Raw genomic sequence first — 25,478 nt, 5'->3', positions numbered from 1 at the left:
TCTGGAATTAATGCCGAAAAATTAGCTTGTCTGCAGATTAATTTTGCGAGCCAGCGCACGTTTGCGCATTCTCTCAATAGCAGTGTGAAATAACGTAATTGAGCAAGCGGGAATGTCTATTCACTATTACTCCAGAATCACTTTTTCGCCGTATCCCTGATTATGGAGCTCAATATGCAAGCTTATTTCGACCAACTCGAACGTGTTCGTTACGAAGGGCCAAAATCCGCTAATCCATTAGCGTTTCGTCACTACAATCCGGATGAGCTGGTGCTGGGTAAGCGCATGGAAGACCACCTGCGTTTCGCCGCCTGTTACTGGCACACGTTCTGCTGGAATGGCGCCGATATGTTTGGTGTAGGCGCGTTTGACCGCCCGTGGCAGCAGCCTGGTGAGGCGCTGGAGCTGGCAAAACGTAAAGCTGACGTCGCATTTGAATTCTTCCATAAACTGAACGTGCCTTATTACTGTTTTCACGATGTGGATGTCTCGCCTGAAGGCGCGTCGCTGAAAGAGTATCTGAATAACTTCGCCCAGATGGTTGATGTGCTGGCTGAGAAACAGCAACAAAGCGGCGTCAAACTGCTGTGGGGTACCGCTAACTGCTTCACGCATCCGCGTTACGGTGCGGGTGCGGCCACCAACCCGGATCCGGAAGTGTTCAGCTGGGCCGCGACTCAGGTGGTGACGGCCATGAATGCCACGCATCAACTGGGTGGCGAAAACTACGTTCTGTGGGGCGGCCGCGAAGGCTATGAAACGCTGCTGAACACCGATCTGCGCCAGGAGCGCGAACAGATTGGGCGCTTTATGCAGATGGTGGTCGACCATAAACATAAAATTGGTTTCCGCGGCACGCTGTTGATTGAACCGAAACCGCAGGAGCCGACCAAGCATCAGTATGACTACGATGTGGCGACCGTTTACGGCTTCCTGAAGCAGTTCGGCCTGGAAAAAGAGATTAAAGTGAATATCGAGGCTAACCATGCCACCCTGGCAGGGCACTCGTTCCACCACGAAATCGCCTCTGCTATCGCGCTGGGTATCTTCGGCTCTGTCGATGCCAACCGTGGCGATCCGCAGCTGGGCTGGGATACCGACCAGTTCCCGGTGAGCGTGGAAGAGAACGCGCTGGTGATGTACGAGATTATCAAAGCGGGTGGCTTCACCACCGGTGGCCTGAACTTTGACGCCAAAGTGCGCCGTCAGAGCACCGATAAGTATGATCTGTTCTATGGTCATATTGGGGCGATGGATACCATGGCGCTTTCCCTGAAAGTGGCGGCGCGCATGATTGAGGACGGCGAGCTGGATAAGCGCGTGGCAAAACGCTACGGCGGCTGGAACAGTGAGCTGGGCCAGCAAATTTTGAAAGGCCAGTTATCACTGACGGAGGTGGCGAAGTACGCTGAACAGCATAACCTGGCACCGCAGCACCAGAGTGGCCATCAGGAGTTGCTGGAAAACCTGGTCAATCATTATCTGTTTGATAAGTAATCGCCCAACCCGTATGCCCGGCCGCACTATGCTGCCGGGTCATTTTGTTAAGGAGTTACCACTATGTATATCGGGATCGATCTTGGCACATCGGGTGTGAAAGCTATCCTGCTTAGCGCCCAGGGAGAGGTGCTGGCTGCGCATACCGAAAAACTGGATGTCTCGCGCCCGCATCCGTTGTGGTCTGAGCAGGATCCTGAACAGTGGTGGCTGGCGACAGATCGCGCCATGAAGGCGCTGGGCGCGCAACATAGCCTGCATGAAGTTAAGGCGCTGGGCATTGCCGGACAGATGCACGGTGCTACGCTGCTGGACAAAAACCAGCAGGTACTACGCCCGGCGATTCTCTGGAATGACGGTCGCTGCGGTGAAGAGTGCGCGATGCTAGAAGCGCGGGTACCTGATTCGCGTGACATCACGGGCAACCTGATGATGCCGGGCTTCACCGCGCCAAAGTTATTGTGGGTGCAGCGCCATGAGCCAGAGATTTTCTCCCGGGTCGCAAAAGTGCTCTTGCCAAAAGATTATCTGCGTCTGCGGATGACCGGCGATTTTGCCAGTGATATGTCGGATGCCGCGGGCACCCTGTGGCTCGATGTGGCGAAGCGCGACTGGAGCGACACCATGCTGGATGCCTGTCAGCTTTCCCGTGAGCAGATGCCCAAACTCTATGAAGGCAGCGAAATCACCGGTGCGCTCACCCCCTCTGTCGCGCAGGACTGGAATATGCCTGCCGTTCCGGTGGTGGCGGGCGGTGGCGATAATGCCGCAGGTGCGGTTGGTGTCGGTATGGCCGATGCCGGGCAAGCGATGCTGTCACTGGGGACCTCCGGGGTCTATTTTGCCGTGAGTGACGGCTATCGCAGCAATCCGCAGAGCGCTGTGCACAGTTTTTGTCATGCGCTGCCAGGGAAATGGCACCTGATGTCGGTCATGTTAAGCGCGGCCTCCTGCCTGGACTGGGCGGCGAAGCTGACCGGGCTGGGCACGGTGCCAGCGCTCATTGACGCGGCGCAGCAAGCAAATGAAGAGGCGGACGCCGTCTGGTTCCTGCCCTATCTTTCGGGTGAGCGTACGCCGCATAACAACCCCAACGCTAAGGGCGTCTTTTTCGGCTTAACGCATCAACATGGTCCTGCCGAGCTGGCGCGTGCGGTGCTGGAGGGGGTGGGGTATGCACTGGCTGATGGCATGGATGTGGTACATGAATGTGGACTGCGCCCCACCAGTATTACGCTTATCGGCGGCGGGGCGCGGAGTGCGTACTGGCGGCAGATGCTGGCAGATATTAGCGGGCATCAGCTCGATTATCGTACCGGCGGTGACGTCGGCCCGGCACTGGGGGCGGCGCGGCTGGCGCAAATCGCGGTGAACCCGAACACGCCTTTAGCCAGTTTGCTGCCACAGCTGGCGCTAGAGCAGCAGCACCCGCCTGAGGCCGCGCGTCACGCACGCTATGCCGAGCGACGCGAGGTGTTCCGCAAGATCTACCAGCAGTTGCAGCCGCTCATGTCCTGAAAATAGAGCCGGGCTTCACGCCCGGCCTTGATTAACTGACAAAACGGCGCGTATCAATACGCTGCAACAGCATCGATAGCAGCAGACTCACCGCCACCGTGACGGTAAAAATCCAGACCATATCCAGCAATGGCCAGCTCTTCAGCTCTATGCCGCGCGTACGCAGGGCGTGGATCACCAGCGCATGGAAACCATAAATCGCCAGCGAGTGGCGGGAGATCAGCCCCAGTATCGGCAAGGGCCGGCTGTTCATGGTGTTTTTGGCAATGATCAGAAGCGACACCGCACAGATAAAGACCGCAGGGCCACAGTAGAGATACCAGGTGTCCGCAAAGGCTCCGCGCCATTGCAGTTCGTGCATTGTACCCCGCGAGATAACCAGCACCGCCGCCAGGAACAGGGCGGTAGATAACCCGGTCAGCCAGGGTTTACGCGTATCCATCATGCCCAGCGCGCGGCCGAGCATACCGTACAGCACGTAGTAAAAAGTATCGCCATTGATATAGAGATTAATGGGCAGCCATTCAAAACCGCCGATCTTTTGCGATACCGTATTCGGGTTCGCCACCACGCCGACGACCACCATCAGCGCCAGTAGCATCCTCCCGCTGACGTTCTTGACCTGGATGAGCGGTGACATCAGGTAGATAACGATAATCGCGAAGAAGAACCACAAGTGATAGAAAACCGGCTTCTGCAGCAGGTTTGTCAGCGAAAGTTCGCTGTTAATTGAAGTGAACAGTGTGATGTACAGGAAAGCCACCAGGCTATAAAACAGCAGGCAGAGCCCGATGCGTAAAAAGTGTCGTGGGCGGGCACTACGCTCACCAAAAAAGAGAAAACCGGAAATCATAAAAAAAAGCGGCACGCTAACGCGCGACGCAGAGTTCAAAATATTGGCAATATCCCAGTTAACCAGGCTGACACTGTGGGCGTTGGTAATATACCAGGTGGTAGTATGGATCATCACCACCATTAAACAGGCGATCCCTCGCAGATTATCAATCCAGCTAATTTTTTCCTGCATCCTTCCCTCGGTTTCCTCATTAAAAAGGGTATGACTCTTGATTATCACCAGCCGCTCACTGGATAAATCTGAGTTTAGGCCGGTCCGTCTTGCCCAGGCGTGGCCTGATTCGCAGAATAGGGCACCTTATTCTATAAAGCGTAGAGTGTAAAAATAACCGCCACCGCTAAGGGCGATAATAAATATGATGATGCGAGCAATGTTACTGCTGTTACCTGCTCTGTTGGCGGGGTGTAGCTCGCCAGATGCGCCACCGCCGCAAACCGCGCAGAACCTCAAGGTAAGCCCAACGCGGTCGCTGGATATGGAGGCGTTATGCCGTGGCGAAGCAGCTCACCGCTACAATACCGGTACGCAGACTATCGACGTGACTGGGTTTGAACAGTTCCAGGGCAGTTATGAGATGCGCGGCCTGACATCCCGCAATGAGAACTTTGTCTGTTCTTTTGATGCAGAAGGGCAGTTTTTACATCTTTCTATGCGTTAATCCCGCTGCAAACAGCCTGCCAGGCCGCTTTCTGCCGCGGGCTAGCCCGCTTATTTCCCAATTTTCCTTAAACACCCCCGTTTCGTACTGTATATCTTCCAGCCGACGGGTATACTGATCCCTTCCATTTAAAACCACACGTATCCAGCACGAAATACTATGCAAAAGTTTGATACCAAGACCTTCCAGGGCCTGATCCTGACGTTACAGGATTACTGGGCTCGCCAGGGCTGCACCATTGTTCAACCTTTGGACATGGAAGTTGGCGCCGGCACCTCACACCCAATGACCAGCCTGCGCGCACTGGGGCCAGAGCCAATGGCCACCGCCTATGTGCAGCCATCCCGTCGTCCGACCGATGGCCGTTACGGTGAAAACCCGAACCGCTTACAGCACTACTATCAGTTCCAGGTCGTCATCAAGCCTTCTCCGGACAACATTCAGGAGCTGTACCTCGGGTCGCTGAAAGAGCTGGGTATGGATCCAACCATTCACGATATTCGTTTCGTGGAAGATAACTGGGAAAACCCAACGCTGGGTGCCTGGGGTCTGGGCTGGGAAGTGTGGCTGAACGGCATGGAAGTGACGCAGTTCACTTACTTCCAGCAGGTGGGTGGTCTGGAATGTAAACCGATCACCGGTGAGATCACCTACGGTCTGGAACGTCTGGCAATGTATATTCAGGGCGTAGACAGCGTTTACGACCTGGTCTGGAGCGACGGCCCGCTGGGTAAAACCACCTACGGCGACGTGTTCCATCAGAACGAAGTGGAACAATCCACTTATAACTTCGAATATGCGGACGTGGACTTCCTGTTCACCTGCTTCGAGCAGTATGAGAAAGAAGCGCAGCAACTGCTGGCGCTGGAGACTCCGCTGCCGCTGCCAGCCTACGAGCGTATTCTGAAGGCCGCCCACAGCTTCAACCTGCTGGACGCCCGCAAAGCCATCTCCGTGACTGAACGTCAGCGCTATATCCTGCGTATTCGCACCCTGACCAAAGCCGTTGCAGAAGCTTACTACGCGTCCCGTGAAGCCCTTGGCTTCCCGATGTGCAACCGAAACAAATAAGAGGCGGCCATGTCTGAGAAAACTTTCCTGGTGGAAATCGGCACCGAAGAGCTGCCACCAAAAGCCCTGCGCAGCCTGGCTGAATCTTTCGCTGCGAACGTAACGGCCGAGCTGGATAGCGCTGGCCTGGCACACGGTAAAATTGAGTGGTTTGCTGCACCGCGTCGTCTGGCGCTGAAAGTGGCAAATCTGGCGGCGTCACAGCCGGATCGTGAAGTGGAAAAACGTGGCCCGGCCATTGCACAGGCATTCGATGCTGAAGGCAAGCCGAGCAAAGCGGCTGAAGGCTGGGCGCGCGGCTGCGGGATCACCGTGGACCAGGCTGAGCGTCTGACCACTGACAAAGGCGAGTGGCTGCTCTATCGCGCCCATGTCAAAGGCGAAAGCGCAGAAGCGCTGCTGCCAAACATGATCGCCACGTCGCTGGCGAAACTGCCGATTCCAAAACTGATGCGCTGGGGCGCGTCCGACGTGCACTTCGTGCGTCCTGTTCATACCGTGACCCTGCTGCTCGGCGATACCGTCATCCCTGCGACCATCCTGGGCGTGGCGTCCGATCGCGTGATCCGCGGCCACCGCTTCATGGGCGAGCCGGAATTCACCATCGATAACGCAGACCAGTATCCACAGATCCTGCTGGAGCGCGGTAAGGTCATTGCCGACTACGAACAGCGTAAAGCTAAAATCAAAGCGGACGCCGAAGAAGCGGCACGCCAGATTGGCGGAAACGCTGACCTGAGCGACAGCCTGCTGGAAGAGGTGACCTCTCTGGTGGAATGGCCGGTTGTGCTGACCGCGAAGTTCGAAGAGAAATTCCTGGCCGTTCCGGCAGAAGCGCTGGTTCACACCATGAAGGGTGACCAGAAGTACTTCCCGGTTTACGCCAACGACGGCAAACTGCTGCCGAACTTTATCTTTGTGGCGAACATCGAATCCAAAGATCCGATCCAGATTATCTCCGGTAACGAGAAGGTCGTGCGCCCACGTCTGGCGGATGCCGAGTTCTTCTTTAATAGTGACCGTAAAAAACGTCTGGAAGATCACTTGCCTCGCCTGCAAACCGTGCTGTTCCAGCAACAGCTGGGTACGCTGCGCGACAAGACCGACCGTATTGCGGAGCTCTCCGGCTGGATCGCCCGTGAAATCGGTGCGGACGTCAACCACGCCACCCGTGCGGGCCTGCTGTCCAAGTGCGACCTGATGACCAACATGGTCTTCGAATTCACCGACACTCAGGGCGTGATGGGCATGCACTATGCGCGCCATGACGGTGAAGCAGAAGATGTGGCCGTAGCCCTGAACGAGCAGTATCAGCCGCGCTTTGCGGGTGACGATCTGCCGTCCAACCCGGTAGCCTGTGCCGTGGCGATCGCCGATAAGATGGACACCCTGGCGGGTATCTTCGGTATCGGTCAGCATCCTAAAGGCGACAAAGACCCGTTTGCGCTGCGTCGTGCCGCGCTCGGCGTGCTGCGTATCATCGTTGAGAAGAACCTCAACCTGGATCTGCAGACTCTGACCGAAGAAGCGGTGCGCCTGTACGGTGACAAGCTGACCAACGCGAAAGTCGTGGATGATGTTATCGACTTTATGCTCGGCCGTTTCCGTGCCTGGTATCAGGATGAAGGCTATACCGTTGACACCATTCAGGCGGTGCTGGCGCGTCGTCCGACCCGTCCGGCCGATTTCGATGCGCGTATGAAGGCGGTTTCCCACTTCCGTACCCTGGACGCTGCGGCCTCTCTGGCAGCAGCGAACAAGCGTGTTTCCAACATTCTGGCGAAGTCTACGGATAAGCTTAACGAACGCGTAAACGCTGCGACCCTGAAAGAGCCGGAAGAGATCGCTCTGGCGATGCAGGTTGTGGTGCTGCGAGACAAACTGGAACCGGTCTTCGCTGAAGGTCGTTACCAGGAAGCGCTGGTGGAGCTGGCAGAGCTGCGTGACGTTATCGATGCCTTCTTTGAGAAAGTGATGGTGAACGTAGAAGATAACGATCTGCGTATTAACCGCCTCTCTATGCTGGAAAAACTGCGCGAATTGTTCCTGCGCGTAGCGGATATTTCGCTCCTGCAGCAGTAATATGGATGTGATAAAAACCCGCCTGTTGGCGGGTTTTTTTATCGCTACAGGGTGGAGAAAAAATAACCTTGCCCCCGGCGGCGCACACGCGTTATCCTGACACCCGTTAAATTTCCCTCAGGAGCGCTCCCCCAAAATGAACAACCACGCCTAATGAACCTCGATCCTTGCCGCACGCAACCGCGTCAGCAGGGGATAACCGATTTCATTCAGGAGTGCTTATGGCTCATTTTGCGCAATCCCCCTCTTTTATATTGCATCAGGTCACCTGTCAGTTTCCCACAGGCGAAACGCTTTTCGGTCCGCTTACGCTGTCACTGGATAACGCCCTCTGCGCGCTGGTTGGCCGTAACGGCAGCGGCAAAACGCGTCTGCTTCGTCTGCTGGCCGGGCTCGAAAAACCGACCAGTGGTCATCTGGAACGATCGGGCAGCTGCCTGTATGTGGCACAGCAGCACGACATCTCTCCAACCACCACGCTGGCCGAGCTACTGGGTTATGAGGCTCTCTTTGCCGCCCGTAAACGGATCGACAGGGGAGATTATCAGCCCGAAGATCTGGAGCTGCTCGACGGGTGCTGGGATCTCCACGAGCGCCTGACTGAGGCGTTTATCGATGCCCGTCTTCCTGCCTTTGACCCCGATCGCTACGCTGCAGAGTTAAGCGGCGGCGAACGTGTGCGCGCGCTATTGTGCGGGGCGTTTACCGCTAATGCGGACTACTTACTGCTGGACGAACCCACTAATCACCTCGATCAGCAAGGTCGGGCATGGTTTTATGCGGCGCTGGCCCAAAGAAAAGGCCGTGCGCTGGTGGCGACCCACGATCGTGAACTGTTGTCACAGGTGCCCCGTATTCTGGAGTTGGGCCCAGCGGGCCTGCGGAGCTACGGCGGGAACTATGCCGATTATCAACGCCAGCGTAATGCCGAACAGCAAGCTGCGCGCTCGGCGCTGGAGCATGCGGCGACGGAGCGCAAACGCGAGCGCGCGCGAATGCATAAAGAGCATGACGACAGTCTGCGGCGATCGGCGAAAACCCTGCGTACGGTCGATAATCTCAATATTGCCTCCTTTGAACGCGTCAAATACAAAGCGGCGGCGAAGGAGCGGCCCGGTTCGTGGCGCAGGCAACATAACGAGCAAAATATCACCCTGAATACCGCCGTCAGCGAGGCGCGCAAGCGGGTTGAGGAGGATAGCCCGGTGATGTTTACCCTGCCCGGCAGCCAGATTGCGCAGGGAAAACAGGTCGTGGTTCTGGAAGAGCTTGTCCTGCCTTATCTCGCCTTGCCGCCGCTCAACTGGCGTCTGGAGGGGCCGATGCGCGTGGCGATACGCGGGCCAAACGGCTGTGGGAAATCGACCCTGCTGAAAGTGATTCTCGGGGAGTGTCCACCAGTATCGGGTACATGCCGTGTATCGGTCAAAACGGCTTATCTTGATCAAAACCTTTCCCGGCTGGATTTGTCGCAATCGGTCATGACCCATCTCAATCTGCACAATACGCCGCTGGAAGAGGGGGTGCTACGAAGTCGGCTGGCGCAACTGCAGCTGGGAGCAGAGAGCGTCACGCTGCCGTTGGCTGAACTGAGCGGCGGTGAGCGGTTAAAAGCGGCGCTGGCCTGTGTGCTGTGGCGAGAGGAGACGGCCCAACTGCTGCTGCTGGATGAACCGACCAACCATCTCGATCTGGCATCCGTACAGGCAATTGAAGCGGCGCTGGCTGATTTTCCGGGGGCGGTGATAGTGGTTTCGCATGATAACGCGTTTCTGGAGAACCTGGCGTTGACCCATGAACTGCTGTGGCGCGAGGAGGGGTGGTACTGTCGTGCGCGCTAAGATCACAAACCCCCGCTTATGCGGGGGTTAAACTCATTTACTTCACTGTCTGCTTGCTGAGGGCAGGGCTTGCCTGAATCAGGCTCATTAGCTTCAGCTCGCTTGGGGTGGGTTTTTCTCTTTTCGACTCCCACTCCTGCACCATAGCCACGCTAACACCCATTGCTCTGGCGAAATCATCTAACTTGAGGCCTGTTCCTTTACGTAAACGCTCGAATTCAGTAAAGGGGTTAGACTTCTGCGTCAGGGTAACCGTCTGCGGTACATCCTTAAAAACAATTTGTTCAAGACTGCTCAGCAACTCAAACGTCGGATCTTTTAATTCCATTGAGAACTCCTCTTAAATCGCACAACGGGATCAAGAACATCAAAGAGCAAATTAAGAATAGTCGGTAAAACAGACAACAGATCGTCACGTGCGTGATTAATTGCAGGCCATACGTTTGGTTTGGATGATCCAGAGATAGATTTGCATGCTAATGATCTGATTTTTCGATAGTCGGTTTGACAATGTCGAATTTTGTAAATCGTAAGAATTTTATTCGTACAAGCCGTTTTATATGAAAAGAGTATCTTGCCGGCTTCAGCTGGACTATTCTTGGGGGCGTCGGGCACGCGTGTGCTGGTGTGCGTTTTTTGGGTGAAAGGAGTATTAAAAATGGCGACAGGAAAGTCCTGCTCTCGCTGGTTTGCGCCGATTGCGGCGTTACTGATTGTGGTTGGCCTGAGTGGGTGTTTCGATAAAGAAGGCGATCAGCGTAAAGCGTTTATCGATTTTCTGCAAAATACCGTGATGCGCAGTGGTGAGCGTCTGCCTACGCTGACTGCGGATCAGAAAAAACAGTTTGGTCCTTTCGTCTCCGATTACGCCATTCTGTATGCTTATTCACAGCAGGTTAATCAGGCGATGGATTCCGGCTTGCGTCCAGTGGTCGACAGCGTAAACGCCATTCGTGCGCCGCAGGATTATATGACCCAGCGCGAACCGCTAAGCCAGTCAAATGGTGCGCTTGGGGTACTGAGCCAGCAGCTGCAAAATGCCAAAATGCAGGCCGATAGCGCCCATTCAGCCCTGAAACAGGCCGACGATTTAAAACCGGTGTTCGACAAGGCCTTTGCGAAAGTGGTGACCGAACCTGCCCAGGCTATGCAGCCCCTCATTCCGGCTGCGCAGATCTTTACTCAGCAGCTGGTGCAGGTGGGTGACTTTATTACCCAGCAGGGCACGCAGGTGAGCTTTGTCTCGGGCGGTATTCAGTTCCCGACCTCCCAGCAGGCCAGTCAGTACAATACCTTGATCGGACCGCTGGCGTCTCAGCACCAGGCATTTAGCCAGGCGTGGAGTTCGGCAGTTGCTGCCACCGAATAAAATAAAAAACCCCGCCAGAAGCGGGGTTTTTTGTCTGTAGCTAAAATAAAGCTTGTCATTCATCTACCACATCGGTATAACTATCCCCGTCGGTTTGTTACACAGACCTAAAGCAGTTTAGTTAAGCAGTCCAGATGAGTTATCCATAGATACCCTTCGTAGTGACCCTTCCTTCATCGCTTAAAAATCTGTAACGCAACCATCGCGCCGGAAGGCACAACAAATTTTTAATAAGGTAATTTCTATGTCTGGTAAAATGACTGGTCTGGTAAAATGGTTCAACGCTGATAAAGGTTTCGGCTTCATCACTCCTGACGATGGCTCTAAAGACGTGTTCGTACACTTCTCTGCTATCCAGAACGATGGCTATAAATCTCTGGACGAAGGTCAGAAAGTGTCCTTCACCATCGAAAGCGGCGCTAAAGGCCCAGCAGCTGGTAACGTTGTAAGCCTGTAAGCTTCAACTCAGCAGCACATGAATTCAAAAACCCGCCTTCTGGCGGGTTTTTTCGTTTCTAGCCTTTTATCTGCGGGTTCACGCAGTTTTTCTCGACCTTACCCTCAAGGGCATTGATAAGGTTATCCACCGCCGTCGCCGCCATGTTGTAGCGAGTTTCGTGCGTGGCAGAACCAATATGCGGCAGCGCAACCACGTTCGGAAGTTGGAGCAGCGGTGAATCAACGGGCAGCGGCTCCTGCTCAAACACATCCAGACCTGCGGCGTGGATCTCCCCGTTTTGCAGCGCTTCAATCAACGCTTTTTCATCCACGACCGGACCGCGACCCGCATTGATAAAGATAGCCGACGGCTTCATCTTCGCGAACGCGTCCTTACCTATCAGATGATAGGTCTCATCCGTCAGCGGCAGGATCAGACAGACGTAATCGGCTTCCTGAAGCAGGGTATCCAGCTCGCAGTAGCGTGCATTGAAACGCTCTTCAGCCTCGCTGTGGTGGCGCCGGGCGTTATAAAGAATCGGCATGTTAAAGCCGAAGTGCGCGCGCTGCGCCAGTGCCAGGCCAATACGACCCATGCCAACAATACCCAATGTCTTGCCGTGAACGTCCACGCCAAACCAGTCTGGTCCGATGCTTTTGGTCCATTCACCTGCTTTAACCCGTTCAGCCACCTCCACCACGCGGCGAGCGCTGCTCAGTACCAGCGCCATCAGCGTGTCGGCCACGGTTTCTGTCAGGGCATAAGGGGTGTGCATCAGAAAGACATGGCGTGCATTCAGGGCATCCACGTCGAAGTTGTCATAGCCAACGGAGATGGTTGAGGTGGCACGCAGCGCCGGCATTTTTTCCAGCAACGCAGCATCTACTTTTTCGCTTGAACCCAGCAGACCGACGGCACGGCTAAAGGCATCGGCGTGCTGCGCCACGGTATCCGGGCTGAGGTCTTTTACCTGGGTCACGGTGAAGTGTGATTCAAGGCGTTTTTGCAGATCTTCAGGCAGTGCTTTATACAAAATGACGGACGGCTTCATGCTAATCTCCGTTGATGTTAAGGGTTCAGGCGTGGCGTGCGCCGGCAGGTAACTGCTGATTATTAGCAGGCTTAACAATCAGAGTAAGCCACACCGACACGAAAAGTGCTACCCCCATAAATATGTACGAGGCGGATGGACTGCCGGTGGCGCCGTTGAGATAGCCCACAAACCAGGAGCCGAAGAACGAGCCCAGCGCGCCCATACTGTTGATTAAGGCCATTGCGCCGCCTGCCACATTACGCGGCAGCATTTCCGGGATGATGGCAAAGAACGGGCCGTAAGGGGCATACATTGCCGCACCGGCGATCACCAGCAGGGTATAAGAGGCCCAGAAGTGGTTGGCACCTACCGCCCAGGAGCCGATAAAGGCACAGGCAGCAATCAACAACAGCGGCCAGACAAAGAGTTTACGGTTCTGCAGTTTGTCCGATGCCCAGGAGGCGATGATCATCGCAATGGTGGCGGCCAGGTAAGGAACAGAAGAGAGCCAGCCCACTTCGACCATGCCGAGGTTTTCACCGCCGCTACGAATAATCGATGGCAGCCACAGCACAAAGCCATACACCCCGATACTCCAGGCGAAGTACTGCATGCAGAGCAGAATAACGTTGCGTGAGCGGAAAGCTTCGCCGTAGTTTCGCACCGCTTTCAGCCCCTGCTGCTCTTTATCCAGCTGTGCCTGTAGAGCCGATTTTTCATCTTCAGAGAGCCAGTTCACCTGAGAGGGTTTGTCTTTTACCAGCACCCACCAGCAGAAGGCCCAAATCACCGCCGGGATCCCCTCAATGATAAACATTTCGCGCCAGCCGAAAGACTGAATGAGATAGCCTGAGACCACCGACATCCACAGTACCGTTACCGGGTTACCGAGGATCAGGAAGGTATTGGCCCGTGACCGCTCGGATTTTGTAAACCAGTTGCTGATGTAGATAAGCATCGCGGGCATGACCGCCGCTTCCACCACGCCGAGGATAAAGCGAATCGCCGCCAGCGCCGGTATATTGTTAACGACCCCGGTAAGGGAGGCACAACCGCCCCATAAAATCAGGCAGATGAAAATCAGTTTGCGCACGCTGCGACGTTCCGCATAGATGGCGCCCGGGATCTGGAAGAAGAAGTAGCCCAGGAAGAACAGGGCACCCAGCAGGGAAGAGATGCCCTTAGTGATCCCCAAATCTTCGGTGATCCCCGCGGCTGATGCGAAACTGAAGTTCGCGCGGTCAAGATACGCCAGGCTGTACGTGATAAACACGATCGGCATGATGTACCACCAGCGTTTTACTGCATTCGTCGAGCTGTTCATAGGCTTGCCTCTGTGGTTGAGGTATTGACCGCCGTTGTCTGTAGGGTACACGGTGGTTCTGTGATGTTGCGGGGGTTATTCCCCCAGTTGGCTACGCGTGGGTAATCCTTCGCTGTCGCCCTGCACCTGGATCGCCAGCGATCCGATTTTGTTACCGCGTGAGATAGCCTGTTGCAGCGTTTTGCCTTCCAGCAGGGCGCTAATCACCCCCACGGCAAAACCATCGCCTGCGCCAACCGTATCAACGACGTTGTCCACTTTTACCGCGGTCACGGCACCTTTCTCGCCGCTGCTGGTTTTAAACCAGGCGCCATCTGCACCGGTTTTCAGGACCACCGCCTTCACGCCTCTATCAAGGTAGAAATCTGCAATCCCTTCCGGCGTGCGTTGCCCGGTAAGGATGATGCCCTCGTTCAGGCCGGGTAAGACCCAGTCAGCCTGGAAGGCCAACTGGTTAAGTTTTTCAACCATCTCCGCTTCGCTTTTCCACAGCACCGGCCGCAAATTGGGATCGAAAGAGAGGGTTTTGCCTGCGGCTTTCATTGCGCCTGCAGCGTGATCGAGCAGGGCCCATGAGCTCGCCGACAACGCCGCAGCCACGCCGCTCAGGTGCAGATGTCGCGCGGTGGTAAAATAGGCCGGATTAAAATCCTCCACCGACAGATGGCTGGCGGCAGAACCTTTGCGGAAATACTCTACAATGGGATCGGTTCCATCCTCGACCTTAGATTTCAGCTGGAAGCCGGTTGCGAAGCGGCCATCCAGGGTGACGCCCGAGGTCTCTATCCCCTCTTTTTTCAGGGCGCTAAGGATGAAATGACCGAAGCTGTCGTCGCCCACGCGGCTGACCCAGCCCACTTTCAGACCCAGGCGCGCCAGCCCGGTGGCGACATTGAGTTCGGCGCCAGCTACACGTTTAAAGAAATGTTCAACCTGGCTTAGCTCGCCAGGCTCGCTGGCCACAAACATGGCCATGGCTTCGCCAATGGTGATGACATCCAGTGCTTGCGGCATGGCTTAGACCTCGCGCAGTAAATTAACGTAGTGACGGGTGACGGCCGTCAGATCCGGGCCTTCAAGCGGGAACTCGATCCCGCGAGGCGCATCGGCAGGCAGCCGATCCAGCAGCGCCAGCCAGCGGCAGTTTTCTGCTGCCGGGGGGACGGCACGGAAGTGATGTTGATGCGGCTCTGCCGCTTTCACGTGAATATAGCTCACCGCAGGTGCCAGGTGCTGCGCGGCCTCTTCCGGTGAATCACCTACCCACAGCCAGTTGCCCATATCGAACGTCAGGCTCACCGGAAGCGCCTGCACCCGGCAGGCGGCTTTAAAGCGCTGCATAGGGGCGAGCTGACCAAAATCGGTCTGGTCGTTCTCGACCACCAGCGTCATGCCGCTCTCCTGCAGTAGCGGGCGCAGCGCTTCAAGCTGGTTTTTATCGCGAAAATGACCCAAAGAGACCTTCAGCCAGAGGGCATTGAGCGTACTGGCTTCGGCAAGGTAGCGCGGCAGCGCTGGGTTCAGTTCGCCTTCGGCGGTGAACAGGGAATCGGGAGCGGAGTAGCAGGCTAGCAGGCCCAGCAGCTCAATGGAGCGCGCCAGGGTAGGCAGCGCATTCAGTTCAGCGTCGTTGAACAGTTCGCGGCGGATCTCCACGCCGTCTGCGCCCGCTTTAGCAATGACAGGCAGTATGGCGCGCTGGCCTCCTGCTTCACGTATCCGGTCGGCGCCATAGGCGGCGGTGACGACAATAATTTTTCTGCCCACTGGCTGACTCCATCGCGTTATCGATACTATTACGCTAGATGGAACCGGTTCCAAAGAAAAGATCAGTATGTTGAATTTATGATCGTCATCACGAAGGGAGGTTAACGGGCGGTAGAGCCGCGAACAATCAGCTCGCCGGAGAAGTGCTGCTCGCGTACGGTATCACTGGCCCCTTCAATGCGGCGCACAACCTGTTCCACCGCGGCATAGCCAATCTGCCAGGTGGGCTGTTTAAGGGTGGTGATCCCCACGCCTGCCAGCTCTGCCCACTCGAGCTCATCAAAACCCAGTAAGCCGATGTCGCTGCCCCAGTGCAGCCCAACACGGCGCAGAGAACGAGCCACCTGCAGGGTAAGGGCACCGTTAGCGGAGATCACCGCCTTGCGCATACCGCGATGGCGTGAATGGAATTGACGCAGGGCGATGTCCATCTGGTCCCCTTCATGCAGGGGAATTTCCGCGTTTTCAGCAATGACGCCAGGATAGCGGGCCAGGGTAGCGCGAAAGGCCGCCAGGCGTTCGCGGCGAGTATTGACCATACCCAGCGGCTCGCTGAGGAATAGGATCGCTTCAAAGCCCTGTTCGATAAGATGTTCTGTCGCCGTCGTGGCGGCCTGCGTATTGTCCAGACCCACGACGTCGCAGGCAAATTCGGGAATTTTACGGTCGATAAGCACCATCGGCAGCGCCGACTGTTGCAGGCGGTTTAGCCCCTCTTCGCGCATGCCCACCGCGTTGACCACAATGCCTTCAACCTGATAACTGCGCAGCAGATCGAGATAGTGCAGCTCCTGGTCGAGTTCATTATTGGTGTTACAGACCAGCGGGGTGAACCCCTTTTCCCGACAGGCGGCTTCGATACCGCTCAGAACATTGACGGAGTAGGGGTTGGTGATATCGGCGATAATCAGGCCAATGAGCCGCGTACGGCCATGCTTCAGGCCGCGGGCCATCAGGCTTGGACGATAGTTGAGATCGGCGATCGCCTGTTCAATACGGGCCAGCAGCGCGTCGGAAAGCAGATGCTTTTCACCGTTGAGGTAACGGGAAATACTGGTTTTACCGGTTTTGGCGGCTTTCGCCACGTCGCTGATAGTGGCCCGTGTTGATTTGCTCATCGCTGATTCCCTTGCCTGAAGTGAGAACACCTTAGCGCGAAAATCAACGATGGCAAGCCCTTACTGGATTGGGCTCAGGGTAATTTCTACGCGGCGGTTCTGTGCTTTGCCTTCCGCCGTGCTGTTACTGGCGATCGGATTTGCCGGGCCCATACCGTTGGTACGAATACGGTTCGCGGCGACGCCCTGGGTGATCAGCGCGCTGGCCACGGAATCCGCACGCTGCTGGGAGAGACGCATGTTCAGATCCTGGCTGCCGGTGCTGTCGGTGTAGCCAAGCACGTTAACCGCCGTTTTGCTGTACTCTTTCAGCACCATCGCCACGCCGGTCAGGGTGTTCGCGCCAGCCGGTTTCAGCGTTGCACTGCTGCTATCGAAGGTCACGTTGTTTGGCATGTTCAGAATGATGTTATCGCCGCTGCGCGTCACGCTAACGCCTGTACCCTGCATTTTGTCGCGCAGTTTTGCTTCCTGCACGTCCATGTAATAACCGACGCCGCCGCCCAGCGCGGCACCGGCTGCTGCGCCAATTAACGCCCCTTTGCCGCGATCTTTCTTAGAGGAGGAGAGGGCGCCAACGCCCGCGCCTACCAGGGAACCGAGCCCGGCACCGATGCCGGATTTACCGGCTTCGCGTTCGCCGGTGTAAGGGTTTGTGGTGCAGCCTGAAACAGCCAGTGCGCCGCTGACCAGCGCGGCAATCATGAGTACGCGTTTTTTCATCTTATTTCCTTAATCCTTTTTATTCTTTGCCACGACGAGCGTGGCGGTTGATTATGACGCGCAGATATGTAGAAAATTCCAGGGATAACTCTGAATTATGTTTCTAATCATAAACAGCCTCGAAGAAGGCGATGAAAACCTGCAACAGGCAACCCGGGAGCGCACGCTTTGACCACTTCAATTAAAACCATTCTGACCGCGGCCCACTGGGGGCCGATGCTGGTAGAGACCGATGGCGACACAGTGTTGTCATCCCGCGGGGCGCTGCCCACCCCTTACCCCAACTCCTTGCAGACGGTGGTGCGCGATCAGGTGCACAGTAAGACCCGCGTGCGCTGGCCGATGGTGCGGAAAGGTTTTCTCGCTTCGCCAGATAATCCGCAGGGGGTACGCGGGGAAGATGAATTTGTCCGTGTCAGCTGGGACGATGCCCTGGCATTGATTGATTCGCAGCATAAACGTATCCGCGACAGCTATGGCCCGTCCTCTATCTTTGCCGGATCGTACGGCTGGCGATCTAACGGCGTGTTACACAAGGCGGCGACGCTACTGCAGCGCTATATGAGCCTCGCCGGCGGCTATACCGGCCATCTTGGGGATTACTCCACCGGTGCCGCGCAGGCGATCATGCCGTATGTCGTAGGGGGAAATGAGGTTTATCAGCAGCAGACCAGCTGGCCGCTGGTGCTGGAACATACCGACGTGGTGGTGCTCTGGAGCGCCAACCCACTCAATACCCTGAAAATTGCCTGGAACGCCAGCGACGAGCAGGGTATCCCTTACTTCGATGCACTGCGTAAGAGCGGTAAGCGCATCATCTGTATCGATCCTATGCGCTCTGAAACTGCCGATTTCTTCGGCGAGGCGGCAGAGTGGATCGCCCCGCATATGGGCACCGACGTGGCGATGATGCTGGGCATTGCGCATACCCTGGTTGAAAACAACTGGCACGACACGGCGTTTCTTGCCCGCTGCACCAGCGGTTATGACCAATTCGCCGATTACCTGACGGGGAAAACGGATGGCATCGCGAAAACGGCCGAGTGGGCGGCGGCGATTTGCGGCGTAAATGCCGGGAAAATTCGTGAGCTGGCAGAGCTTTTCTATAACAACCGCACCATGTTGATGGCGGGCTGGGGGATGCAGCGCCAGCAGTTTGGCGAGCAGAAGCACTGGATGCTGGTCACTCTGGCGGCCATGATCGGCCAGATTGGTACGCCGGGCGGCGGTTTTGGTCTCTCTTATCACTTCGCTAATGGCGGTAATCCAACGCGTCGTGCGGCGGTACTGGCCTCGATGCAGGGCAGCGTACAGGGTGGCACCGATGCCGTAGAAAAAATCCCGGTAGCGCGCATCGTCGAGGCGCTGGAAAATCCGGGCGGTTTCTACCAGCACAACGGTATGGACCGGCACTTCCCGGATATCCGCTTCGTCTGGTGGGCGGGCGGCGCCAACTTTACGCACCATCAGGACACTAACCGATTAATCCGCGCCTGGCAGAAGCCGGAGCTGGTGGTCATTTCCGAGTGCTTCTGGACGGCAGCGGCCCGACATGCAGATATCGTTCTGCCGGCCACCACCTCGTTTGAACGCAACGACATGACCATGACCGGCGACTACAGTAATCAACACATGGTGCCCATGAAGCGCGTGGTGCCGCCGCGCGATGAGGCGCGTGATGATCTGGAGGTCTTTGCTGAGCTGAGCGAACGGTGGGAAGCGGGTGGACGTGCGCGATTTACCGAAGACAAAACCGACCTGGAGTGGCTGGAGAGTTTCTATCAAATCGCCACGCAGCGCGGTGCCTCACAGGGGGTGACCTTGCCTCCCTTTGCCGAGTTCTGGGAGGCGAATGCGATCGTCGAAATGCCCGAAAATGCGCAAAATGCGCAGTTTGTACGTTTCGCCGACTTCCGTCGCGATCCTGAGGCGCATCCGTTAAAAACCGAAAGCGGCAAGATTGTGATCCACTCAGCACGTATCGCCAGTTTTGGTTACGCCGATTGTCCGCCGCATCCGATGTGGCTGGAGCCGGACGAGTGGCATGGCAACGCCGAGCCGCAACAACTGCAGATACTCTCTGCTCATCCAGCGCATCGCCTGCATAGCCAGCTGAACTACTCTTCACTGCGCGAACAGTATGCGGTTGCCGGGCGCGAGCCGGTCACGCTGCACCCCATCGACGCTCACGCGCGCGGCATTGCCGATGGTGACGTGGTACGTGTCTGGAACAAGCGTGGGCAGGTACTGGCGGGGGCGGTCGTGAGCGAGGGTATCAAGCCCGGCGTGATCTGTATTCACCAGGGGGCATGGCCTGATCTGGAACGTAGCGCAGGGGGGATCTGTAAAAACGGTGCGGTTAACGTTCTGACGAAAGATCTCCCCAGCTCGAAGCTAGGGAATGGTTGCGCGGGGAATACGGCGCTGGCCTGGCTGGAGAAATATCAAGGGCCGGAGCTACCGCTTACGGCGTTTGATCCGCCTGCCAGCTCATAATCCACGTCGGGTGCTGGGTGTCTTCCTGCCAGGCGCTATCCATAATGCGAAAGCCCTGAGCATGGTAGAAATTCACCGCCCGGGTGTTTTTCTGATACACCTCCAGGCTCAGGGCCGGGTAGCGCTGTTTAACATGGTTGATCAGCGCCTTCCCGATGCCTTTACCCGTGTGTGACGGCGCGACAAATAGCGCGCCGATATACTGAACATGCAGGACGCTGATAAATCCGCACACCTCATCGGCCTCATCCCAGACCCAGGTCTCTGCCGAGGGCAGATAAACATCCCGGACGATCGCTTCGCTCTCTTGCCAGTAGCTGGCCTCAATAAACGGATGGGCGAGGGTGGTACTTTCCAGCCATAAGCGCAGCAAGGGAGAGGTGTCATCACTCAGCCATGCGCGGATCATGCTGGCCTCCGGAATAACAAAAACAGCTCGTCACGTGGTCATTCACCATCCCGCTGGCCTGCATAAAGGCATAACAGATGGTGGTGCCGACAAATTTAAACCCGCGCTTTTTCAGCGCTTTCGATAAGGCGTCTGAGGTTGGCGTCGAGGCGGGGACCTCTGCCAGGGTCGTGGCCTGGGTCAGTTGCGGCTGATGGCCGACAAACGACCAGATAAAATCTGAAAATGCTTCGCCATTTGCCTCCATTGCCAGCAGCGCGCGTGCGTTACCGATAATGGCCTGAATCTTACCGCGATGGCGGATAATCCCTGCGTCCTGCACCAGCCGCTCAAGGTCGTCTTCCGTCATCTCCGCCACCTTTTCCGGATCGAAATGGTGGAAGGCCTGGCGGTAATTCTCGCGTTTTTTCAATACGGTAATCCAGGAAAGACCGGCCTGCTGGCCCTCAAGGCAGATCATTTCAAAAAGATAGCGGCGGTCGGTTTCTGGTACGCCCCACTCTTTATCGTGATAGGCGATATAAAGCGGGTCTTCGCTTACCCAGCCACAACGTTGCATAGTCCATCTCCCTCATAGTGATTGAATCCACGAAAATTTCCATCGGCCCGGCTTGACGTGGTAGTTAAAAAGACAATAGTTAATACAGGGTTTAATGCGTTCTACGCCATGCCTGAAAACCCGCTTACCCATCTATTAACAATGACAAATATCGCCGAATTCGGCTCTCTTCTGGAGTCGCTTTGATGATGATAAAAAAAATCAGTGGCCGCCATGCCGCGACAGGCGTGGTGAGTTTGTTAGTCTGTCTGCTTTCAGGTAACACAGCATTTGCCTGGCAACAGGAATATATCGTTTCAGATAACGTAAATAATACTACTGAGCGCTACACATGGGATGACGATCACCAACCGCGTTATGAAGATATCCTCGCGGAGCGGATCCGCTCATCGCAAAATGCCCCGGCCGTGTCGGTCAATTTGGCCGACGCCTCTTCAGCGATGCCGGGAAGTACGATGAGCGTGGGGGTCAATATTCCTGTAGCACGCCGCATCACTACCGGGCCGATTGTCTCCTGGCACTATGATGGCTCACCCTCCACCATGTATAACGAGTTTGGGGACAGCGTCAGCACGTCATCCCTGACCGATCCCCTCTGGCATGCCAGCGTCAGCACCCTGGGCTGGCGTGTTGACTCCCATCTGGGCGGCCTGCGGCCGTGGGCGCAAATCAGTTATAACCAGCAGTTTGGCGATAACCAGTGGAAGAGCCAGGCGGGGTTCAGTAAAACCGCTGCATCGCAGCAGCCAGACAGCTGGATGGACGTCACCGTGGGGGCCGACATTCCGCTTTATCCCCATATGGCGGCCTACGCTTCGCTCTCTCAGTCTGAGAGCATGGTCTTAGGCGAGGATTACCTCTATACGCTGGGTGTTAGCGCTAAGTTTTAAAGTTGTTGTTTTTTTGTGCGTGAAATTCGTAAAAAGTGTACGGATGGCAGGCCTTGTAGCGATAGTAGGTACTAACGCAATTGGGCAGAATCGTATCGTCCAGGCCATTCATTCCCCATTTACGGCATTTCATTCCGTCTCCCCTGCATTTCATGCCGTTTTCCCCCTATGGATGCAGGGTTTTGCGTATCGTTGTCAGCAGTGAATTTCCCCTTTTCCCTGCAGGACAACTGCCATGAATACATCAACCTCTAACCGCACTCGCTGGCTTACCCTTTTCGGTACTATCGTGACTCAGTTTGCGCTGGGATCGGTTTATACCTGGAGCCTGTTTAACAGCGCGCTGTCCGATAAACTGGATGCGCCTGTCAGTCAGGTTGCTTTCTCGTTTGGCTTACTGAGCCTGGGCCTGGCGCTCTCCTCCTCCGTGGCCGGTAAATTACAAGAGCGTTTTGGCGTGAAGCGCGTGACCATGGCCTCCGGGATTATGCTGGGTGTCGGCTTCTTCCTGACGGCGCATTCCAACAGCCTACTGATGTTGTGGCTCAGCGCCGGGGTGCTGGTCGGGTTAGCGGACGGGGCGGGCTACCTGCTGACGCTGTCGAACTGTGTGAAATGGTTCCCCGAGCGTAAAGGGCTTATCTCTGCCTTTTCGATCGGCTCGTATGGTTTGGGCAGCCTCGGGTTTAAATTTATCGATTCCCAACTGCTGGCTTCAGTCGGCCTCGAAAAGACCTTTATGATCTGGGGCGCCATCGTGCTGGTGATGATTGTCTTCGGCGCGACGTTAATGAAAGACGCACCGCAGCAAACGGTGAAGTCGGTGAATGGGGTGGTGGAGAACGACTTCACCCTGGCGCAGTCCATGCGTAAACCGCAGTACTGGATGCTGGCGGTGATGTTCCTGACTGCCTGCATGAGCGGCCTGTATGTCATCGGCGTGGCGAAAGATATCGCCCAGGGAATGGTGAAGCTGGATGTGGCCACTGCGGCGAATGCGGTGACGGTGATCTCTATCGCCAACCTCTCGGGTCGCCTGGTGCTGGGGATCCTCTCTGACAAAATCGCCCGTATCCGTGTTATCACGCTCGGACAGGTCGTCTCTCTGGTGGGGATGGCAGCGCTGCTCTTCGCGCCGCTGAATGAAATCACCTTCTTCGCGGCCATCGCCTGTGTTGCTTTTAACTTCGGTGGCACCATCACGGTCTTCCCGTCGCTGGTCAGCGAGTTCTTCGGCCTGAACAACCTGGCGAAAAACTACGGTGTGATTTACCTGGGCTTCGGGATTGGTAGTATCTGCGGTTCATTGATTGCATCGCTGTTCGGCGGCTTCTATGTCACCTTCTGCGTTATCTTCGCTCTGCTGATCCTCTCACTGGCGCTCTCCACCACCATTCGTCAGCCGCAGCGTGAAGTTTACTCCGAAGCGCATGCCTGAATAATCCCCCTAAAGGCCGGAGCCTCCGGCCTTTACTTCCCCGCCTTACTACAGAAACGGGTCAGATGAATGTCATCGGACTTGTTTTTTTGTAAATATCTGCAGCGATCACACTCTATGCTGCCACTTTTTCGTCTCCCTGTGGTCTACTCTACCGCGCTTGAGATGGTTTCCCTTAAAAACATCGTCAACGAAGACTCCGCCTGTGCACTGTTAATCTGTAAGTGAAGCAGCAATATTTTTCTTTTTTCCAGGTCATTTTAATGAAATATATCAAAGCGATGACGCAACAAAAGCTGAGCTTTTTGCTGGCGTTGTACATCGGTCTGTTTATGAATGGCGCCGTATTTTTCCGTCGGTTTGATGGCTATGCGCAAAACTTTACCGCCTTGAAAGGAGTTGCTGCGGTTGTTGAGTTGGCTGCTACGGTACTCGTCACCTTCTTCTTATTACGCTTGCTTTCGCTGTTTGGGCGACGGGTATGGCGGGTACTGGCCACGCTGGTGGTGTTGTGCTCGGCGGGTGCCAGTTACTACATGACGTTTATGAACGTGGTGATCGGCTACGGGATTATCGCGTCGGTGATGACCACCGATATTGACCTCTCTAAAGAGGTGGTTGGCTGGCACTTTATCCTCTGGCTGGTCTGCGTCAGCGTGTTGCCGCTGCTCTTTATCTGGAGTAACCGCTGCCGTTATACCTTGCTCCGTCAGCTGCGTACGCCAGGTCAACGTATCAGAAGTGTTGCGCTGGTGGTGATTGCCGGTTTGATGGTCTGGGGCCCGATTCGCTTACTGGACATTCAGCAGAAACACGTTGAGCGTACGACCGGCGTCGATATGCCGAGCTACGGCGGCGTGGTGGCGAACTCCTATCTGCCATCAAACTGGATCTCAGCGCTGGGGTTATATGCCTGGGCGCAGGTGGATGAGTCTTCAGATAATAAATCGCTGATGAACCCGGCGAAGAAATTTAGCTATCAGGCGCCAGCGGATATTGATGACACCTACGTGGTGTTTATCATCGGTGAGACGACCCGCTGGGATCATATGGGAATGCTGGGCTATGAGCGTGACACTACGCCGAAACTGGCCCAGGAGAAAAACCTCGTTGCCTTCCGCGGTTACTCGTGTGATACGGCCACTAAGCTCTCTTTGCGCTGCATGTTTGTGCGTGAAGGCGGGGCGGATGATAACCCACAGCGTACGCTGAAAGAGCAAAACGTCTTTGCGGTACTGAGTCAGTTGGGCTTCAGTTCCGACCTGTACGCCATGCAGAGTGAGATGTGGTTCTACAGCAACACCATGGCCGATAACATTGCTTACCGCGAGCAGATTGGCGCTGAGCCACGTAACCGTGGCAAACATGTGGATGACATGCTGTTGGTCGATGAGATGCAGCGCTCTTTACAGGGCAACCCGGACGGCAAACATCTTATTATCCTGCACACCAAAGGATCGCACTTTAACTATACCCAGCGTTATCCGCGCAGTTTTGCCAAATGGACGCCGGAGTGTATTGGGGTTGATAAAGGGTGTACTAAAGAAGAGATGATTAACTCTTACGATAACTCGGTCACCTATGTGGATCACTTTATCGATAGCGTGATCGATCAGCTGCGTGATAAGAAAGCGATTGTCTTCTATGCCGCCGACCACGGGGAGTCGATCAACGAGAAGGAACATCTGCACGGTACGCCACGTAAGATGGCTCCGCCGGAGCAGTTCCGCGTGCCGATGATGGTATGGATGTCTGATAAATATCTGGAAAACCCGGATAAGGCGAAGATGTTTGCCCATCTGAAACAGCAGGCGGATATGAAAGTGCCGCACCGCCATGTTGAGCTGTACGACACGATCCTTGGCTGCCTGGGCTATACCTCGAAAGACGGTGGTATCAACGAAAATAACAACTGGTGTCATGTCCCGGATACCGGCGTAAAAGCGGTTCAGTAAAGGGTTGGCGAGCGACTCGCCACCTTAAAGGCTTTTTTATTGTAAGGGATTGACGGAGCCGTACCTCAGCAGTAAGATGCGGCCCGCATTCGGTGATTGGCGCAGCCTGGTAGCGCACTTCGTTCGGGACGAAGGGGTCGGAGGTTCGAATCCTCTATCACCGACCAAATTCAAAAGCCTGCTCACTGAGCAGGCTTTTTTGCACCTGAGGCTTGCGAGGATGAGAACCTCCGGGGGGCAGAGGTTCGACTCGAGCGAAGCGAGAGAACGTTGCGTCAGCAACGGCCCGAAGGGCGAGCCACGGAGTGGCGAGTCATCCTCTATCACCGACCAAATTCAAAAGCCTGCTCACTGAGCAGGCTTTTTTGCACCTGAGGCTTGCGAGGATGAGAACCTCCGGGGGGCAGAGGTTCGACTCGAGCGAAGCGAGAGAAC

Annotated in this window: 22 protein-coding genes, 1 tRNA gene and 1 other RNA gene; 14 read left to right on the top strand and 10 right to left on the bottom strand. The window is 55.8% G+C overall.

Annotation, left to right across the window (positions count from 1 at the left end):
* The first annotated feature begins 174 nt into the window (after nucleotides 1-174).
* Nucleotides 175-1,497, top strand: a complete 1,323-nt coding sequence (gene xylA, locus WFN75_RS18135) for a xylose isomerase (RefSeq protein ID WP_207292759.1) — start codon at nucleotides 175-177, stop codon at nucleotides 1,495-1,497.
* Nucleotides 1,498-1,560: 63 nt separating this feature from the next.
* The gene (gene xylB, locus WFN75_RS18130; protein WP_233803631.1) at nucleotides 1,561-3,015 is read left to right on the top strand and encodes a xylulokinase; all 1,455 of its coding nucleotides are present in this window, start codon (nucleotides 1,561-1,563) and stop codon (nucleotides 3,013-3,015) included.
* 31 nt (nucleotides 3,016-3,046) lie between these two features.
* On the opposite strand, the gene WFN75_RS18125 is transcribed toward xylB, so the two are convergent.
* Nucleotides 3,047-4,042, bottom strand: coding sequence for an acyltransferase (locus WFN75_RS18125; protein WP_336996623.1), 996 nt, complete (start codon nucleotides 4,040-4,042; stop codon nucleotides 3,047-3,049).
* Nucleotides 4,043-4,226: 184 nt separating this feature from the next.
* On the opposite strand from WFN75_RS18125, the gene WFN75_RS18120 reads away from it, so the two are divergent.
* The 4 genes from WFN75_RS18120 to WFN75_RS18105 all read left to right on the top strand — a co-directional run bounded on the left by WFN75_RS18120 (nucleotide 4,227) and on the right by WFN75_RS18105 (nucleotide 9,523).
* Complete coding sequence (locus tag WFN75_RS18120) at nucleotides 4,227-4,529, top strand: YsaB family lipoprotein (RefSeq protein ID WP_336996622.1); 303 nt, start codon at nucleotides 4,227-4,229, stop codon at nucleotides 4,527-4,529.
* 159 nt (nucleotides 4,530-4,688) lie between these two features.
* Nucleotides 4,689-5,600 carry a glycine--tRNA ligase subunit alpha gene (gene glyQ, locus WFN75_RS18115; RefSeq protein ID WP_003860141.1) on the top strand — a complete coding sequence of 304 codons (912 nt, stop codon included), beginning with the start codon at nucleotides 4,689-4,691 and terminating at the stop codon, nucleotides 5,598-5,600.
* Nucleotides 5,601-5,609: 9 nt separating this feature from the next.
* Complete coding sequence (glyS, locus tag WFN75_RS18110) at nucleotides 5,610-7,682, top strand: glycine--tRNA ligase subunit beta (protein WP_336996621.1); 2,073 nt, start codon at nucleotides 5,610-5,612, stop codon at nucleotides 7,680-7,682.
* Between the two features lie 221 nt (nucleotides 7,683-7,903).
* Nucleotides 7,904-9,523: an ABC-F family ATP-binding cassette domain-containing protein gene (locus WFN75_RS18105; RefSeq protein WP_336996620.1), complete on the top strand. Its 1,620-nt coding sequence runs from the start codon at nucleotides 7,904-7,906 to the stop codon at nucleotides 9,521-9,523.
* A gap of 37 nt (nucleotides 9,524-9,560) precedes the next feature.
* Here the strand turns inward: WFN75_RS18105 and WFN75_RS18100 are convergent, their stop codons facing one another.
* On the bottom strand, nucleotides 9,561-9,851 hold the full coding sequence (locus WFN75_RS18100; protein WP_046886264.1) for an HTH-type transcriptional regulator: 291 nt from the start codon (nucleotides 9,849-9,851) through the stop codon (nucleotides 9,561-9,563).
* 330 nt (nucleotides 9,852-10,181) lie between these two features.
* Between WFN75_RS18100 and WFN75_RS18095 the strand changes: the two genes are divergently transcribed.
* Together WFN75_RS18095 and cspE are read left to right on the top strand one after the other, a co-directional pair.
* On the top strand, nucleotides 10,182-10,892 hold the full coding sequence (locus WFN75_RS18095) for a DUF3053 domain-containing protein (RefSeq protein ID WP_040077902.1): 711 nt from the start codon (nucleotides 10,182-10,184) through the stop codon (nucleotides 10,890-10,892).
* A 244-nt stretch (nucleotides 10,893-11,136) separates the two neighbouring features.
* On the top strand, nucleotides 11,137-11,349 hold the full coding sequence (gene cspE, locus WFN75_RS18090; protein ID WP_032615822.1) for a transcription antiterminator/RNA stability regulator CspE: 213 nt from the start codon (nucleotides 11,137-11,139) through the stop codon (nucleotides 11,347-11,349).
* A gap of 58 nt (nucleotides 11,350-11,407) precedes the next feature.
* Here cspE and ghrB read toward each other — a convergent pair whose 3' ends face one another.
* From ghrB to WFN75_RS18060, 6 genes are all read right to left on the bottom strand, one after another.
* Complete coding sequence (gene ghrB, locus WFN75_RS18085) at nucleotides 11,408-12,382, bottom strand: glyoxylate/hydroxypyruvate reductase GhrB (RefSeq protein ID WP_040077903.1); 975 nt, start codon at nucleotides 12,380-12,382, stop codon at nucleotides 11,408-11,410.
* Between the two features lie 25 nt (nucleotides 12,383-12,407).
* Nucleotides 12,408-13,688 carry an MFS transporter gene (locus tag WFN75_RS18080; RefSeq protein ID WP_040077904.1) on the bottom strand — a complete coding sequence of 427 codons (1,281 nt, stop codon included), beginning with the start codon at nucleotides 13,686-13,688 and terminating at the stop codon, nucleotides 12,408-12,410.
* A gap of 75 nt (nucleotides 13,689-13,763) precedes the next feature.
* A complete protein-coding gene (locus WFN75_RS18075) occupies nucleotides 13,764-14,702 on the bottom strand; it encodes a sugar kinase (protein ID WP_336996619.1) in 939 nt (312 codons plus the stop codon).
* A gap of 3 nt (nucleotides 14,703-14,705) precedes the next feature.
* Nucleotides 14,706-15,455: a sugar phosphate isomerase/epimerase family protein gene (locus WFN75_RS18070; protein ID WP_040077906.1), complete on the bottom strand. Its 750-nt coding sequence runs from the start codon at nucleotides 15,453-15,455 to the stop codon at nucleotides 14,706-14,708.
* Between the two features lie 101 nt (nucleotides 15,456-15,556).
* Entirely contained in the window at nucleotides 15,557-16,573 is a 1,017-nt protein-coding gene (locus WFN75_RS18065) for a LacI family DNA-binding transcriptional regulator (protein ID WP_040077907.1), read from the bottom strand.
* Between the two features lie 60 nt (nucleotides 16,574-16,633).
* On the bottom strand, nucleotides 16,634-17,296 hold the full coding sequence (locus WFN75_RS18060) for an OmpA family lipoprotein (protein WP_040077908.1): 663 nt from the start codon (nucleotides 17,294-17,296) through the stop codon (nucleotides 16,634-16,636).
* Between the two features lie 168 nt (nucleotides 17,297-17,464).
* Here WFN75_RS18060 and WFN75_RS18055 point away from each other — a divergent pair, with 168 nt between their 5' ends.
* On the top strand, nucleotides 17,465-19,792 hold the full coding sequence (locus tag WFN75_RS18055; protein WP_336996618.1) for a molybdopterin guanine dinucleotide-containing S/N-oxide reductase: 2,328 nt from the start codon (nucleotides 17,465-17,467) through the stop codon (nucleotides 19,790-19,792).
* Here WFN75_RS18055 and WFN75_RS18050 read toward each other — a convergent pair.
* Both WFN75_RS18050 and tag read right to left on the bottom strand, forming a co-directional pair.
* Nucleotides 19,761-20,201 carry an N-acetyltransferase gene (locus tag WFN75_RS18050; RefSeq protein WP_286807841.1) on the bottom strand — a complete coding sequence of 147 codons (441 nt, stop codon included), beginning with the start codon at nucleotides 20,199-20,201 and terminating at the stop codon, nucleotides 19,761-19,763. The genes WFN75_RS18055 and WFN75_RS18050 overlap by 32 nt on opposite strands.
* Complete coding sequence (tag, locus tag WFN75_RS18045; protein ID WP_336996617.1) at nucleotides 20,179-20,760, bottom strand: DNA-3-methyladenine glycosylase I; 582 nt, start codon at nucleotides 20,758-20,760, stop codon at nucleotides 20,179-20,181. The genes WFN75_RS18050 and tag overlap by 23 nt, the downstream gene beginning before the upstream one ends.
* A 185-nt stretch (nucleotides 20,761-20,945) precedes the next feature.
* On the opposite strand from tag, the gene WFN75_RS18040 reads away from it, so the two are divergent.
* The 5 genes from WFN75_RS18040 to WFN75_RS18020 all read left to right on the top strand — a co-directional run bounded on the left by WFN75_RS18040 (nucleotide 20,946) and on the right by WFN75_RS18020 (nucleotide 25,376).
* A complete protein-coding gene (locus WFN75_RS18040; protein ID WP_336996616.1) occupies nucleotides 20,946-21,650 on the top strand; it encodes an autotransporter domain-containing protein in 705 nt (234 codons plus the stop codon).
* Nucleotides 21,651-21,885: 235 nt separating this feature from the next.
* Nucleotides 21,886-23,088 carry an L-lactate MFS transporter gene (locus tag WFN75_RS18035; RefSeq protein WP_336996615.1) on the top strand — a complete coding sequence of 401 codons (1,203 nt, stop codon included), beginning with the start codon at nucleotides 21,886-21,888 and terminating at the stop codon, nucleotides 23,086-23,088.
* Nucleotides 23,089-23,351: 263 nt separating this feature from the next.
* The gene (gene eptB, locus WFN75_RS18030; protein WP_040077915.1) at nucleotides 23,352-25,043 is read left to right on the top strand and encodes a kdo(2)-lipid A phosphoethanolamine 7''-transferase; all 1,692 of its coding nucleotides are present in this window, start codon (nucleotides 23,352-23,354) and stop codon (nucleotides 25,041-25,043) included.
* A gap of 90 nt (nucleotides 25,044-25,133) precedes the next feature.
* Nucleotides 25,134-25,210, top strand: a tRNA-Pro gene (locus WFN75_RS18025).
* A 31-nt stretch (nucleotides 25,211-25,241) separates the two neighbouring features.
* A non-coding RNA gene (locus WFN75_RS18020) (RtT sRNA) lies at nucleotides 25,242-25,376 on the top strand.
* Nucleotides 25,377-25,478 lie beyond the last annotated feature (102 nt).

Source organism: Leclercia sp. UBA7405 (genome assembly GCF_037152215.1).
GTDB lineage: Bacteria > Pseudomonadota > Gammaproteobacteria > Enterobacterales > Enterobacteriaceae > Enterobacter > Enterobacter pneumoniae.
This window is presented reverse-complemented; position numbering and strand designations above follow the sequence as displayed.